A 12,779-nucleotide genomic window follows, 5' to 3' on the forward strand; every position below is an offset into this window, starting at 1 on the left:
TTCTTAGCCCGAGGTGTGTATCACAGGCCCCGGGGAAAAAGGGGCGGCGACGGATGATAAGATTCTTTATGGGGGCGATTGTCGCGGTAGTGTGCGGCGCAACTTCGGCGCAGGCCGAAGAGATTTCTCGCCATAGAATTGATGTCTTGGACCGACCTTCCTACGACCGCAATCTCGAACTTGCGGTAAAAGAGATCGTGGCGCGCAAGATTGGTACAATCCGTGGCCGTCTGGACAAGGATGTTGGCCCGGTTTTGGTCGAAGCAGAAAATCCGGTCTGGCCCCTCAGCCTCATCGCACGTAATCTGAATGATAAGGCATCCTTCCCCGCCGACCCGATCATTTACGCTTCAATCACGCATTAGGCGCGGTCCGCCTTGCAATCTGCAGAAGTTTCGCCAAAGAAGGCGGATGATTTCAACGGATACTCACGGTCAACGGCTGCGGCTTGACGAACTTTTGGTAGCGCGCGGGCTCTTTGCCAGCCGCTCACGTGCGCGCGACGCTATTGAGCGCGGTACGGTTACCGTTGAAGGGCGCGCGGCTACCAAGCCGGGGCAGGCGGTGCCCACCGAGGCGAACCTGTCCGTCGACGACCCGGCGCAGGCTTATGTGTCGCGTGCAGCCCTCAAGCTCCTCTGCGGGCTCGATCATTTCAAGCTCGACCCATCCGGGTGCGACGCACTTGATATTGGTGCCTCCACCGGAGGGTTTACTCAGGTACTGCTTGAGCGGGGCGCTTCCCATGTCACCGCGATAGATGTCGGGCACGGACAGATGGACGCCCGATTGAGAGCAGATAGCCGCGTCACATGCGTTGAAGGTTTGAATGCCCGAGATCTGGTACTTGAGAATCTGGGCGGGGTTTGCCCGAATTTTCTGGTCTCCGACGTGAGTTTCATTTCCATGACCTTGGCACTGCCTCCGGCACTGCAGCTCGCTGCGGCGGGCACAAGGGCAATCCTGCTGGTAAAGCCGCAGTTCGAGGCCGGCCGCGAAGCCATTGGCAAGGGTGGGTTGCTCAAAAACCCCGATGACGCTTTGCGGGTCGCCGAAGGGCGCAGTCGCTGGCTTGATGGCATCTCTGGCTGGCGCAGTCTTGATATCATCCCGTCGCCTATTTCGGGCGGCGACGGTAACGTTGAGTTCCTGCTCGCCGGGATCAAGGATCGATGACCACGCGCCTCACCATAGAAAGCCTGGGTGGCCAGGGCGACGGTGTCGCGCATACCGAAACCGGAACAGCCTTTGTGCCGTTCACTTTGCCCGGTGAAATAGTCACTGCCGCGCGCGAAAAAGACCGCGCAACCTTGATGGCGGTGATTGAACCGTCGCCACTGCGAGTCGAGCCCCCTTGTCGCCATTTTGGCGAATGCGGCGGCTGTTCCCTCCAGCATTATGACCTTGACGCCTATCACACCTGGAAACGCGACAAGGTCGTCCAGGCGCTTCTGCGCGAAGGCGTCGAGGCGCCCGTAGGCGATATCATTGCCTGTGCGCCGGGTACGCGCCGCCGTGTTGTTCTCACAGCAAAGCGCATCGAAACGGGCATGCGGCTCGGCTACAATCGCGCGCAGTCGCACACAATTATCGATATCCATGAATGCCCAATAGCAGTTCCAGAAATTGTCGCCGCGCTCAGCACAATCAAGGCGCTGGCTGGACTGATTTGCAAAACGAGCCAATCGTTTCAACTTGCAGTTACCCATACGGCGACGGGCCTCGACATTGCAGCTTCCGGTTCAGGCGAACTGGTTGGCGCGGCGCGCAAACTGGTGTCCGACTTTGTGTTGCGCGAAAGAATTGCGCGGCTTTCCATCGACGGTGAGATCATCGTCGAACCGGAAAAGCCCGTGATTTATTTCGGAGATGTAGCCGTATTCCCACCGCCCGGTGCCTTTCTGCAGGCCGTCGCCTCAGCCGAGGCCGCGATGGTCGCGCTTGTCTCCGGCCATTTTGGCAAGTCAAAGAAGGTGCTTGACCTATTTGCAGGTTCCGGCGCCTTTGCTCTCCGGCTAGCGAAAAAAGGGGAAGTGCATGCCGTCGAGGGGGAGGCCGCAGCACTCTCCGCTCTGGATCGTGGTTTTCGGTTTGGAACAGCTCTCAGGCGCGTAACGACTGAAAAGCGTGACCTTTCCCGTCGGCCGGTCACGTTCAAGGAACTCAACCTTTTCGATGCGTTAAGTTTCGACCCGCCGCGTGCCGGTGCCGAGGAGCAATGCGAGCAGATCGCGCGTTCGACCGTCCCGCTGGTTGCCGCCATTTCCTGCAATCCGGTAACCCTGGCGCGCGACCTTAAGATTTTGGTCGGCGGCGGCTATCGGCTGAAGAGCGTCACGCCTATTGACCAGTTCCTTTGGTCGGCGCATGTCGAGGCGGTGGCGCTGCTCGAGAAGCCGCGCAAGCGTCGGTAAGGGCTGCTCTACAGCCCGAAATTCAGCCCCGTCTGCCGGCGACAACTCGGATCGCGCAGGCGATGAACACAAACGGAACTATACCGAAAAGCAGCAGTGCCCTTGTATTGTCAGCCGGAGCCGGAAGATGATGGACGGTGAGATAAAACAGCAGCCCCGCAAGAACCCCAGCAGCAACACAGCTCAGCCAACTATCCCTATGGTAGCTTCTCAATAGAAGAAATGCCGGCAACAGAACGATCAGGCTCGTGGCGTAGCCATAAGCGAGAGATGTTGCCGCAAAAAACCAAAACCGCTCCAGCCCTCCGCCGGTAAAGGCGGCCGAAATCGCCGCATATAAGATCGCCCCCGCAATCGGCCCAAGTAAAAATCCGGCGACGAGACGTTGGTCGATCAGGGGAGCAGGGGTCATCAAGGTCTCGGGACTGGCAGTGTTGATTGTTTCAGAACGGTCGTGCGCGAATACGTCAAGCTTGCGTTCCTCCAACCGTCATCTGGTCCATACGAAGATGTGGTTGGCCGACGCCGACGGGTACACCCTGACCGGCTTTGCCGCACATGCCTATGCCGGTATCGAGCTTCATGTCATTGCCAATCATGGAGACCCGATGCATGGCATCAGGGCCGTTGCCGATCAGCATCGCACCCTTGATAGGCTGCGTCACCTTGCCGTTTTCGATCATGTAGGCCTCGGTGCAGCCAAACACGAATTTTCCGCTTGTGATATCGACCTGACCGCCGCCGAACGAGACAGCATAAATGCCCTTTTTCACTGAGGTGATGATTTCTTCAGGCCGCATTTCCCCGGCCGTCATATAAGTGTTGGTCATGCGAGGCATTGGCTGATGCGCGTAGGATTCACGCCGTCCATTTCCGGTCGCAGCCATCCCCATTAGCCGCGCATTCTGGCGATCCTGCATGTATCCGACCAACCGACCGTCGTCGATCAGAACAGTTCTGTTGGTAGGCGTCCCCTCATCGTCGATGCTGAGCGAGCCGCGACGTTCATGCATGGTGCCGTCATCCACCACCGTCACGCCCTTGGCAGCCACCTGTTGTCCCAGCAGCCCTGCAAAGGCAGAGGTCTTCTTGCGGTTGAAATCACCTTCAAGCCCGTGGCCCACGGCTTCGTGCAGCATCACTCCTGGCCATCCGGACGAAAGGACGATATCAAACGTTCCAGCCGGCGCAGGAATGGCTTGAAGGTTCACCAATGCCTGACGCAACGCCTCATCAGCGGCAAAGGTCCAGCTGTCTTCGGCAATGAACTCGCCAAAGCCTTTGCGTCCGCCCATGCCATAAGAGCCACTTTCCTGGCGATCGCCATCACCGACAACGACGGAAACATTGAGCCGCACCAGTGGGCGCACATCGCGCACGGTGTGTCCGTCTGCTCTCAGGATTTCGATATGTTGCCAAGAAGCAGCGAGCGAGGCAGTGACCTGGCGCACGCGCGGATCCTTGTTGCGCAAGAATGCGTCAATTTCCTGCAACAACTTTGCCTTGTCCTCGAAGGCCGGCGACGCAATTGGATTGTCTTCGCCATAAAGATGTCGGTTGGTGCCAGTTGGCGCGGCCGCAATGGTTCCCGAATACCCGCTTTTCACCGCGGACACCGCATCTGATGCCCGTCGCAGCGATGCCTCCGTAAGATCGGATGAATGGGCGTAGCCGGTCGCTTCGCCAGCCACAGCACGCAGACCAAAACCTTGATCGGTGTTGTAGTTCGCAACCTTCAGACGTCCGTTGTCGAACATCAGAGATTCGCTCTGACTGGATTCCAGATAGAGCTCGCCATCATCAGCGCCATTGATCGTCTCGGCGACCAGCGCTTTTATCCGCTCGCTGGAAATATCAAACTTTTCAAGCAGGCTGGTCATCGCAACACTTTCCGGTTTCGGTGATGCCCGATGTAGGCGTGGCATTGCGGTTCGGCAATGCCTTCTGAAGTGTCAGCCGCTATGGCAGGGCAGAAAAACCATCGCCGAACCCGTTAAGATCAACAGGAATGCCGACACCCTCTTCAGGTGTCTGGAAAACGATGAAAGTCGCGGCCTTGCCGGTCTTCAGAGTGTCAAGCAACTGCTTTTCAAGAATCACTTCGGCATAGCAGCCATCCTGGAAGCAACGCACGAAATAGGCACGGCCAATGTCCTTACCATCCACATTAAGGCCCAGGCCATTCGGCAGCAGCACGCCGAGCGGTGCAAGCACGCGCAAAATCTCTGCCTTATTGTCTGCTGTACGCAAAACCACCACGGACAGGCCGATTTCCGGGCGATCCTCGGCCACTACATTCTGCATCATAGCGCACTGTTCAGCGGTAGCGCCGGCGGGCGTGTCGCAGATAATCGACCACGCACCATGCGTCGATTTCACTGTGCCCGTCTGCGGTTGCTGGGCAAATGCGGGCGCTGCAAGAGCCAGAACTGCGGACAGGAGGCCAATGGCCCGCCTGTTGTTAAAAAGCCTTATCGTCATATTGGCTCCGTACGAATCACGCCGCACTCTAGACCGCGCAATTCGCAAGTAAAAGAACGTGACGCAGGGCAAAGCATCCCAGCGCCACCGGTTTCCCCGACATTCGACACGAAAATTCGCCTGAATTGCGACGGAGCCGCGTCATTCCGCATTGCAAAATGGACAAGTCAGCCATTTACACGCCTTCTCCAGGCATCACGCGCAAAAATGCCGCACGGATTAATCGGGTCCTTTCTTGCGGTCGTAAAGAGAGTATGGTTTGAACGCCGCAGCAGGTGCCGGATTCCGTTTCGGCGTCATTCCACATTCGCGGATGTTTGGTACCGCGTCGTTTTGGGAGATGAGAGGGCGATGAGAATAATCTTTGCTGGCGCCACTGCTCTGGCCACGTTCTTCTCGACTACCGCAGCATTTGCTGATCAGCCGACTCCTTGGCAGTATCGTTTCCAGGAAGCTGCGACCGGCATCATGGAGCAGATCGAGTGGTTCGAGGTCTATACGCTCTGGTTTATCGTGCCGATCACGCTGTTGGTTCTGTTTTTGCTAGCCTGGTGCATCTTTCGCTTCCGCGAGAGCGTGAACCCGGTTCCGTCGCGCACCAGCCACAATACTCTGATTGAGGTGGTTTGGACGGTCGCGCCGGTCGTGATTCTTCTGTTTATCGCGATCCCATCATTCCAGCTTCTCACTGCGCAATATTCTCCACCTGAGGATCCGGCCATCACCATCAAGGCTACGGGCAACCAGTGGAACTGGGATTACGAATACCAGCTGGAAGAGCCGCTTTCATTCAATTCTGCCATGCTGGCGGAGGGTGATAGGGTGACTGCTGGTAAGGAAGACAAGGCTGTCTACCCTCGGCTTCTCGCTGTCGACAATGAAGTTGTTGTGCCTATCGAGACGACGGTGCGTGTTCTGGTAACGGCCAGTGATGTGCTTCACGCATTCGCCATGCCGGCATTTGGCGTCAAGACGGATGCGGTTCCCGGGCGGATCAACGAGATCTGGTTCAAGGCAAAGAAGGAAGGCCTCTATTATGGTCAGTGCTCGGAGCTTTGCGGAAAAGATCACGCCTTCATGCCGATCGCAATTCGTGTCGTATCGGAAGATCAATATAACACCTGGTTTGCAGCCGCAAAGGCCGACCTTTCAGGCGCCAACCGGGCGCTGATGGCGGCCGTGGACGCAAATCGGAACGTGGCGGTCGCCGGCAACTAAGGTTGTAGACCGGGTAAAATTTAAGGAACGGAGCGGAACATGGCAGGCGCGGCAGCTCACGATGACCCCGACCACAAGCCGTATCAGGGCTGGGTTAGGTGGGTCTATTCCACCAATCACAAGGACATTGGTACGCTCTACCTGATCTTCGCGATCATGGCAGGCATCGTTGGCGGTGCCCTGTCGGTCGTCATGCGCATGGAGCTGCAGGAGCCGGGCATCCAGATCTTCACTGGCCTGGCGCAGATGGTCTATGGGCTCGACGGTGATGCTGCCATCGATGGTGGCAAGAGCATGTACAATGCCTTCACTACCGCTCACGCACTGATTATGATCTTCTTCATGGTCATGCCGGCTCTGATCGGCGGCTTCGCCAACTGGATGGTGCCAATCATGATCGGTGCTCCGGATATGGCGTTTCCGCGCATGAACAACATTTCGTTCTGGCTGCTGCCCCCTGCATTCATTCTGCTTATCCTGTCGGCGTTCATGCCAAGCGCACCCGGCGCCTACGGCGTTGGCGGTGGTTGGACGATTTATCCGCCGCTGTCGACCTCCGGACAGCCGGGCCCGGCGATGGATCTCGCGATCTTGTCGCTGCACATTGCGGGTGCCTCGTCGATACTGGGTGCAATCAACTTCATCACCACCATTTTCAACATGCGAGCTCCAGGTATGACGCTGCATAAGATGCCGCTGTTTGCCTGGTCGGTGCTCATCACTGCTTTCCTGTTGTTGCTGTCGCTGCCGGTTTTGGCGGGTGGTATCACCATGCTGCTCACCGACCGAAATTTCGGCACTACTTTCTTCGCGCCTGAAGGTGGCGGTGATCCGATCCTGTTCCAGCATCTGTTCTGGTTCTTCGGTCATCCGGAAGTGTACATCCTGATCCTGCCAGGCTTTGGCATTGTCAGTCACATCATCTCGACCTTCTCGAAGAAGCCTGTGTTCGGCTACCTCGGTATGGCCTATGCGATGGTTGCCATCGGTGCCGTAGGCTTCGTGGTCTGGGCTCACCACATGTATACGACCGGCCTTTCGCTCGACACCCAGCGTTATTTCGTATTCGCGACGATGGTTATTGCGGTGCCGACCGGCGTGAAAATCTTCTCGTGGATTGCCACCATGTGGGGCGGGTCCATCTCCATGAAGCCACCGATGCTGTGGGCTATCGGCTTCATCTTCCTGTTTACGGTTGGGGGTGTCACCGGCGTTCAGCTGGCCAACGCCGGCCTCGATCGCTCCATGCATGACACCTACTATGTCGTGGCGCATTTCCACTACGTGCTGTCTCTTGGCGCCGTGTTCGCCATCTTTGCTGCCTGGTACTACTGGTTCCCGAAAATGACCGGTTATATGTATTCGTCGGCGATCGCTAACACTCACTTCTGGATCACTTTTGTCGGCGTGAACCTCGTGTTTTTCCCACAGCATTTCCTCGGCCTCGCCGGTATGCCGCGCCGCTATATCGATTATCCCGATGCTTTCGCGGGTTGGAACATGGTGTCCTCCTACGGTTCTTACATCTCTGCTGTCGGCGTTGTGGTATTCCTCTATGGCGTCTACGAGGCATTCGCCAAGAAGCGTGTTGCCGGTGCCAATCCCTGGGGCGAGGGTGCGACGACCCTGGAATGGCAACTTCCCTCGCCGCCGCCGTTCCACCAGTGGGAGCAACTGCCGCGTATCAAGTAGCGGCAGACGAATTGAAGCAAAGCCGCCCGCTTCGGGCGGCTTTCGCAAAACGGAGACTGGAAGCAGCAATGGCCGTGGTTGAAAACAACCGTTTGAACGCCGCCGACTTCGGAATGTCGGAAGCGACAGCTGGCGACTATTTCGCCCTGCTGAAGCCGCGCGTTATGGCGTTGGTTGTGTTTACCGCTTTCGTTGGGCTTGCTGCCGCACCCGTGGCGATCAACCCGCTTGAAGCAATGATCGCTGTCATCTGTATTGCCGTTGGCGCAGGTGCCTCTGGCGCTCTGAACATGTGGTATGACGCCGATATTGATGCGGTCATGGCCCGCACCGTAAACCGCCCCATTCCCGCGGGCCGTGTACAGCCGAGTGAGGCGCTGACTTTCGGCCTGGTGCTCTCTGCGCTCTCGGTGATGACGCTCGGCTTCCTAGTCAATTGGATGGCTGCTGCCCTGCTTGCATTCACCATCTTCTTTTATGCCGTCGTCTACACAATGTGGCTGAAGCGCTCGACGCCGCAAAACATCGTTATCGGTGGCGCAGCCGGCGCTTTTCCTCCCGTTGTCGGCTGGGCCGCCGCCACGGGCGCGGTCAGCCTGGAAAGCATCGTCCTGTTCATGATCATCTTCTTATGGACGCCGCCCCATTTCTGGGCGTTGGCCTTGTTTAAGTCTGATGATTACGGTCGCGCCGGCATTCCCATGATGCCCAATGTTGCGGGTCACCGCTCGACGCGCCGGCAGATATTCGCCTACGCACTTCTGGTTGCGCCAGTCGGTGTTCTGCCTTGGGTCCTGGGCTACACTGGGGCGGTTTACGGCGTTGCCGCAGGCGCACTTGGAGCCGGTTTCATCTGGTATGCGTGGCAGGTGTTATCGATGGAAGATAGTGACAAGACCATGCGGCCCGCAAAATCGCTGTTTGCTTATTCGCTGCTCTATCTCTTCGCCATCTTTGCTTTTTATCTCGCCGACAGCCTGGCTTCTCGATGGATGACCGTGGCATGACCATGAATGATGATGATAAGGTGACGCTGACCGATAGCCAGAAGAAAGCGCGGCGCAGTCGATCGATTGCCATTGGGCTCGCGCTTGCCGCCTTCGTGGTCATTGTCTATTTCGGCAGCCTTGCCAAGTTTGGCCCTGCACTGCTCAACAGGGCGATGTGAGGCGGCATGTCAGAGTTGAATCAGACACCCGACGCCAAAATGGACCGTCGCAACCGTACTGTGGCGATCGCATGCGTTGCATTCTTCGCCAGCATGATCGGAATGGCCTACGCATCCGTTCCGCTCTATGCCATGTTTTGCCAGATCACCGGTTATGGCGGCACGACGCAGCGGGTCGAGCAATATTCAGACACCGTACTCGACCGCCAGATCACTGTGCGCTTTGACGCCAACGTATCTGGCGGCCTGCCATGGGATTTCACACCAGACCAACGCGACGTGACCATGCGCATCGGCGAGACCACGCAGGTCGGCTACACCGCAAAGAATGTTTTTCCCACGCCAACAAGGGGGCGAGCGCTTTACAACGTATCACCGCCACTGGCTGGTGCATATTTCAACAAGGTGGAGTGCTTCTGCTTCACGGATACGGAACTCAAATCCGGCGAATCGCTGGACATGCCGGTGATCTTTTATATCGATCCCGAAATTGTCGACGTGCCTGAATTGAAAAACCTGAAGACAATCACGCTTTCCTACACCTTCTTCCCGCTTGCAGGAGAACAGCCGGTTGCGGCTGCGCCAGTGGTAAGGGACGGGAAGGCAACGGCAACAAACTCCATCGGGGGCTGACATGGCTGACGCACACGCAAAACCACAGCACGACTACCACATCATCGACCCAAGCCCGTGGCCCTTCATAGGCTCAGTAGGTGCGTTAGTTACCGCGCTGGGCGGGGTCGCCTATATGCAATACCTCAAGGGCGGAGATTTTCCGTTCTTCGGCGTCAATTTCGCCAATCCCTGGATATTCTTTATCGGCCTGCTGATCGTGATCTACACCATGTATTCCTGGTGGGCAGACACGATCAAGGAAGCGCATGAGGGTCACCATACACGCGTTGTTTCGCTGCATCTGCGCTATGGTATGATCATGTTCATCGCCTCTGAGGTGATGTTCTTCGTTGCCTGGTTCTGGGCTTTTTTCGATGCAAGCTTGTTTCCCGATGAAGTTCATCAGGTTGCGCGCGCTGCCTATACCGGTGGTATCTGGCCGCCACAGGGCATCGAGGTTCTAGATCCCTTCCATTTGCCGCTCTACAACACCATTATCCTTTTGCTGTCAGGCACAACCGTTACCTGGGCCCACCACGCACTCCTTCACAATGACCGCAAAGGCTTGGTTTGGGGGCTGGTTTTGACGGTAGCGCTCGGCGTGCTGTTTTCGATGGTCCAGGCGTATGAATACATCCACGCGCCGTTCGGCTTTAAGGATTCCATCTATGGTGCGACATTCTTCATGGCCACCGGTTTCCATGGCTTCCACGTCTTCATTGGAACCATCTTTCTGCTGGTCTGCCTGATCCGGGCAATGCGCGGTGATTTCACGCCAAAGCAGCATTTCGGCTTCGAGGCAGCAGCCTGGTACTGGCATTTCGTCGACGTGGTGTGGCTGTTCCTGTTTGCCTCAATCTATGTCTGGGCATCTGCGGGCGCCACCATCGCCCAGGGTCATTGATCACCCGTGACACATTAAAGGGCTGCCGCGGCAACGCGGCGGCCCTTTGCTTGCCTGCGATCGCGATGACGACGCGATGAGAACGCAGGATCAAACATTTCCGCCGGTTGAGCCGATTGTGGCTGGCCTGAGAGGCCATTGCCCGCGCTGTGGCGTCGGCCACCTGTTTGGCGGATTTCTTGCACTACGCCCCGAATGCGAGCATTGCGATCTGGATCTCGCCTTTGCCGATGCAGCTGACGGACCCGCTGTATTCGTCACCCTGATCATCGGCTTCGTTGTTGTTGGTCTGGCACTCTGGATGGAAGTATCGCTCAACCCGCCGCTGTGGATCCATTTCCTGTTGTGGATTCCACTAGCCCTGATTTTGTGTCTGCCCTCATTGCGCCTGATCAAGGGCGTTCTCGTAACCCTTCAATACGCCAATAAGGCAGGGCAGGGGCAGTGGGATAAATCCTGATGGCAGAAACAGCAATTTACACCCGCCGAAGAAAGCCCTGGCTCTTAGTTCTGTCGGGGCTTGTTGTCTTCGCAGCACTCATAGCTCTTGGCACCTGGCAGATGCAGCGTCTTCATTGGAAAGAAAACCTGCTTGCCACCATATCCGCACGCCTAGATGCGGCGCCCCTTCCGGCAGCTGAAGTCGAGCTCAAATATGGTGAGACAGGCGATATTGATTACACTCCTGTGGTCGCCAGCGGCACCTTCATGCATGAGGCCGAACGGCATTTCTTCGCAACCTGGCAGGGCCAGTCGGGCTATTATGTCTATACCCCGCTACTGCTGGCCGAGGGCGGCCGCGTTGTGTTCGTCAATCGCGGCTTTGTGCCGTTTGACCAAAAGGACCAAAAGACGCGGTTTCAGGGTCAAATCGAAGGCATCCAGACGGTGCTAGGTCTGGCGCGTAATCCGCTCGCGGGAAAACCATCCATGATGGTGCCCGACAACGATCCCGACAAAAATATCTTTTATTGGAAGGATTTGCGAGCCATGGCGATCCTCTCGGATCTCGATGTCGACGGCGGGGTGCTCCCCTTCTTCATTGATGCAGATTCTCGTCCCAACCCGGGCGGCTTGCCCATCGGCGGGGTCACTATGATCACCATGCCCAACAACCATCTTCAGTATGCGCTGACATGGTATGGCCTGGCTGCGGCGCTGGCCGCAATTCTGGGGGTCATGCTCACACGGCGCAACATGCCTTGATGACCTTCACCCTTGACACGCATACCCCTCCCGCATCATTTCCGGAGAACTTGGAGACCTGCTGCAAGATGGACGCCATATCCACCAGACGACCGCTGACGATCAGGCTCTGCCAGCCGCGCGGCTTTTGTGCCGGCGTTGACCGAGCCATCCAGATCGTAGTGCTGGCATTGAAGAAGTATGGCGCACCGGTCTATGTCCGCCACGAGATTGTCCACAACCGTTATGTGGTAGAAGGTTTGCAAAACCTCGGCGCTGTTTTCATCGAGGAGTTGTCGGAAATCCCCCCGGAACATCGGGAATGCCCCGTGGTTTTTTCCGCCCATGGCGTGCCGCAATCGGTGCCAGAAGACGCGCGCGCGCGCAATCTCTTCTATTTGGATGCTACTTGTCCGCTGGTTTCAAAAGTTCACAAGCAGGCCATGCGTCATCAACGCCTTGGTCGTCACGTGCTCCTGATCGGCCACGCCGGCCATCCGGAAGTCATCGGGACCATGGGCCAACTCCCCGAAGGCGCGGTCACTCTGGTCGAGACTGAGGCCGACATTGCCCGCTTCCAGCCGGGTGATGCAAGCGCTCTAGGATTCGTGACGCAGACAACGCTGTCCGTCGAGGATACGGCCGGCCTCATCAAGGCGTTGCGCGCAAAATTCCCTGACATTCAAGCCGCAGCGGCTGAATCGATTTGCTACGCGACAACCAATCGCCAGGAAGCGGTGAAAGAAACCGCGCCCGGCGCGGACCTATTTCTGATTGTCGGAGCGCCAAATTCCTCCAATTCCATGCGGTTGGTTGAAGTCGCTGAGAGGGCGGGCGCCAAAATGGCTCTACTTGTACAGCGCGCGTCCGAAATTCCGTGGCATGCCATTGGCAACATCTCCACTCTCGGCCTGTCAGCGGGCGCTTCGGCGCCTGAAATCATTGTGGACGAGATTGTAAACGCTTTTCGCGATCGCTTCGATGTGAATGTGGAACTCGCTGTCACCGCGACTGAAACTGAAGAATTTCCGGTCATGCGTATCCTGCGCGATGTCGAACTGACTGCCGCTGACATGGCATTTGTCAACGGAGCAGGCTGAGC

Annotated in this window: 15 protein-coding genes; 12 read left to right on the forward strand and 3 right to left on the reverse strand. The window is 57.2% G+C overall.

Annotated features, from left to right (window positions below; genetic code table 11):
* Window positions 1–53: 53 nt before the first annotated feature.
* From GA830_RS09865 to GA830_RS09875, 3 genes are read left to right on the forward strand one after another with little or no spacing between them, the layout of a single operon-like run.
* On the forward strand, window positions 54–365 hold the full coding sequence (locus tag GA830_RS09865; protein WP_195161704.1) for a hypothetical protein: 312 nt from the start codon (window positions 54–56) through the stop codon (window positions 363–365).
* 46 nt (window positions 366–411) lie between these two features.
* Window positions 412–1,176, forward strand: coding sequence for a TlyA family RNA methyltransferase (locus GA830_RS09870; protein ID WP_195161705.1), 765 nt, complete (start codon window positions 412–414; stop codon window positions 1,174–1,176).
* A complete protein-coding gene (locus tag GA830_RS09875) occupies window positions 1,173–2,414 on the forward strand; it encodes a class I SAM-dependent RNA methyltransferase (RefSeq protein ID WP_195161706.1) in 1,242 nt (413 codons plus the stop codon). Before GA830_RS09870 ends, GA830_RS09875 begins: the two co-directional genes overlap by 4 nt.
* Window positions 2,415–2,436: 22 nt before the next feature.
* On the opposite strand, the gene GA830_RS09880 is transcribed toward GA830_RS09875, so the two are convergent.
* From GA830_RS09880 to GA830_RS09890, 3 genes are all read right to left on the reverse strand, one after another.
* Window positions 2,437–2,901, reverse strand: a complete 465-nt coding sequence (locus GA830_RS09880) for a hypothetical protein (protein ID WP_195161707.1) — start codon at window positions 2,899–2,901, stop codon at window positions 2,437–2,439.
* On the reverse strand, window positions 2,882–4,294 hold the full coding sequence (gene tldD, locus GA830_RS09885; protein ID WP_195161708.1) for a metalloprotease TldD: 1,413 nt from the start codon (window positions 4,292–4,294) through the stop codon (window positions 2,882–2,884). Before tldD ends, GA830_RS09880 begins: the two co-directional genes overlap by 20 nt.
* Before the next feature lie 79 nt (window positions 4,295–4,373).
* Complete coding sequence (locus GA830_RS09890) at window positions 4,374–4,895, reverse strand: invasion associated locus B family protein (RefSeq protein WP_195161709.1); 522 nt, start codon at window positions 4,893–4,895, stop codon at window positions 4,374–4,376.
* A 351-nt stretch (window positions 4,896–5,246) separates the two neighbouring features.
* On the opposite strand from GA830_RS09890, the gene coxB reads away from it, so the two are divergent.
* The 9 genes from coxB to ispH all read left to right on the forward strand — a co-directional run bounded on the left by coxB (window position 5,247) and on the right by ispH (window position 12,777).
* Entirely contained in the window at window positions 5,247–6,113 is an 867-nt protein-coding gene (coxB, locus tag GA830_RS09895) for a cytochrome c oxidase subunit II (RefSeq protein ID WP_195161710.1), read from the forward strand.
* Between the two features lie 39 nt (window positions 6,114–6,152).
* Window positions 6,153–7,805, forward strand: coding sequence for a cytochrome c oxidase subunit I (gene ctaD / locus GA830_RS09900; RefSeq protein ID WP_195161711.1), 1,653 nt, complete (start codon window positions 6,153–6,155; stop codon window positions 7,803–7,805).
* A gap of 68 nt (window positions 7,806–7,873) precedes the next feature.
* On the forward strand, window positions 7,874–8,812 hold the full coding sequence (locus tag GA830_RS09905; RefSeq protein ID WP_195161712.1) for a heme o synthase: 939 nt from the start codon (window positions 7,874–7,876) through the stop codon (window positions 8,810–8,812).
* Entirely contained in the window at window positions 8,809–8,973 is a 165-nt protein-coding gene (locus GA830_RS09910; RefSeq protein WP_195165037.1) for a hypothetical protein, read from the forward strand. The genes GA830_RS09905 and GA830_RS09910 overlap by 4 nt, the downstream gene beginning before the upstream one ends.
* A 6-nt stretch (window positions 8,974–8,979) precedes the next feature.
* Window positions 8,980–9,606 (forward strand): cytochrome c oxidase assembly protein, encoded by a 627-nt coding sequence (locus GA830_RS09915; RefSeq protein WP_195161713.1) that lies wholly within the window; start codon window positions 8,980–8,982, stop codon window positions 9,604–9,606.
* A gap of 1 nt (window position 9,607) precedes the next feature.
* Window positions 9,608–10,492: a cytochrome c oxidase subunit 3 gene (locus tag GA830_RS09920; RefSeq protein WP_195161714.1), complete on the forward strand. Its 885-nt coding sequence runs from the start codon at window positions 9,608–9,610 to the stop codon at window positions 10,490–10,492.
* Window positions 10,493–10,568: 76 nt separating this feature from the next.
* Window positions 10,569–10,952 (forward strand): DUF983 domain-containing protein, encoded by a 384-nt coding sequence (locus tag GA830_RS09925; protein ID WP_195161715.1) that lies wholly within the window; start codon window positions 10,569–10,571, stop codon window positions 10,950–10,952.
* On the forward strand, window positions 10,952–11,698 hold the full coding sequence (locus tag GA830_RS09930; RefSeq protein ID WP_195161716.1) for an SURF1 family protein: 747 nt from the start codon (window positions 10,952–10,954) through the stop codon (window positions 11,696–11,698). The genes GA830_RS09925 and GA830_RS09930 overlap by 1 nt, the downstream gene beginning before the upstream one ends.
* Window positions 11,699–11,766: 68 nt before the next feature.
* Window positions 11,767–12,777 carry a 4-hydroxy-3-methylbut-2-enyl diphosphate reductase gene (gene ispH, locus GA830_RS09935; protein WP_195161717.1) on the forward strand — a complete coding sequence of 337 codons (1,011 nt, stop codon included), beginning with the start codon at window positions 11,767–11,769 and terminating at the stop codon, window positions 12,775–12,777.
* Window positions 12,778–12,779: the final 2 nt, after the last annotated feature.

It is taken from the genome of Mesorhizobium sp. NBSH29, from assembly GCF_015500055.1.
In the GTDB taxonomy this organism is placed as follows: Bacteria; Pseudomonadota; Alphaproteobacteria; order Rhizobiales; family Rhizobiaceae; genus Neomesorhizobium.

What these genes read in the sequence shown, in the direction of transcription:
- GA830_RS09875 (WP_195161706.1), top strand. Translation starts at nt 1,173, where the DNA reads ATGACCACGCGCCTCACCATAGAAAGCCTGGGTGGCCAGGGCGACGGT.
- GA830_RS09890 (WP_195161709.1), bottom strand. Translation starts at nt 4,895, where the DNA reads ATGACGATAAGGCTTTTTAACAACAGGCGGGCCATTGGCCTCCTGTCC.
- coxB (WP_195161710.1), top strand. Translation starts at nt 5,247, where the DNA reads ATGAGAATAATCTTTGCTGGCGCCACTGCTCTGGCCACGTTCTTCTCG.
- GA830_RS09915 (WP_195161713.1), top strand. Translation starts at nt 8,980, where the DNA reads ATGTCAGAGTTGAATCAGACACCCGACGCCAAAATGGACCGTCGCAAC.
- GA830_RS09865 (WP_195161704.1), top strand. Translation starts at nt 54, where the DNA reads ATGATAAGATTCTTTATGGGGGCGATTGTCGCGGTAGTGTGCGGCGCA.
- ctaD (WP_195161711.1), top strand. Translation starts at nt 6,153, where the DNA reads ATGGCAGGCGCGGCAGCTCACGATGACCCCGACCACAAGCCGTATCAG.
- GA830_RS09910 (WP_195165037.1), top strand. Translation starts at nt 8,809, where the DNA reads ATGACCATGAATGATGATGATAAGGTGACGCTGACCGATAGCCAGAAG.
- GA830_RS09905 (WP_195161712.1), top strand. Translation starts at nt 7,874, where the DNA reads ATGGCCGTGGTTGAAAACAACCGTTTGAACGCCGCCGACTTCGGAATG.
- GA830_RS09930 (WP_195161716.1), top strand. Translation starts at nt 10,952, where the DNA reads ATGGCAGAAACAGCAATTTACACCCGCCGAAGAAAGCCCTGGCTCTTA.
- ispH (WP_195161717.1), top strand. Translation starts at nt 11,767, where the DNA reads ATGGACGCCATATCCACCAGACGACCGCTGACGATCAGGCTCTGCCAG.
- GA830_RS09920 (WP_195161714.1), top strand. Translation starts at nt 9,608, where the DNA reads ATGGCTGACGCACACGCAAAACCACAGCACGACTACCACATCATCGAC.
- GA830_RS09870 (WP_195161705.1), top strand. Translation starts at nt 412, where the DNA reads ATGATTTCAACGGATACTCACGGTCAACGGCTGCGGCTTGACGAACTT.
- tldD (WP_195161708.1), bottom strand. Translation starts at nt 4,294, where the DNA reads ATGACCAGCCTGCTTGAAAAGTTTGATATTTCCAGCGAGCGGATAAAA.
- GA830_RS09925 (WP_195161715.1), top strand. Translation starts at nt 10,569, where the DNA reads ATGAGAACGCAGGATCAAACATTTCCGCCGGTTGAGCCGATTGTGGCT.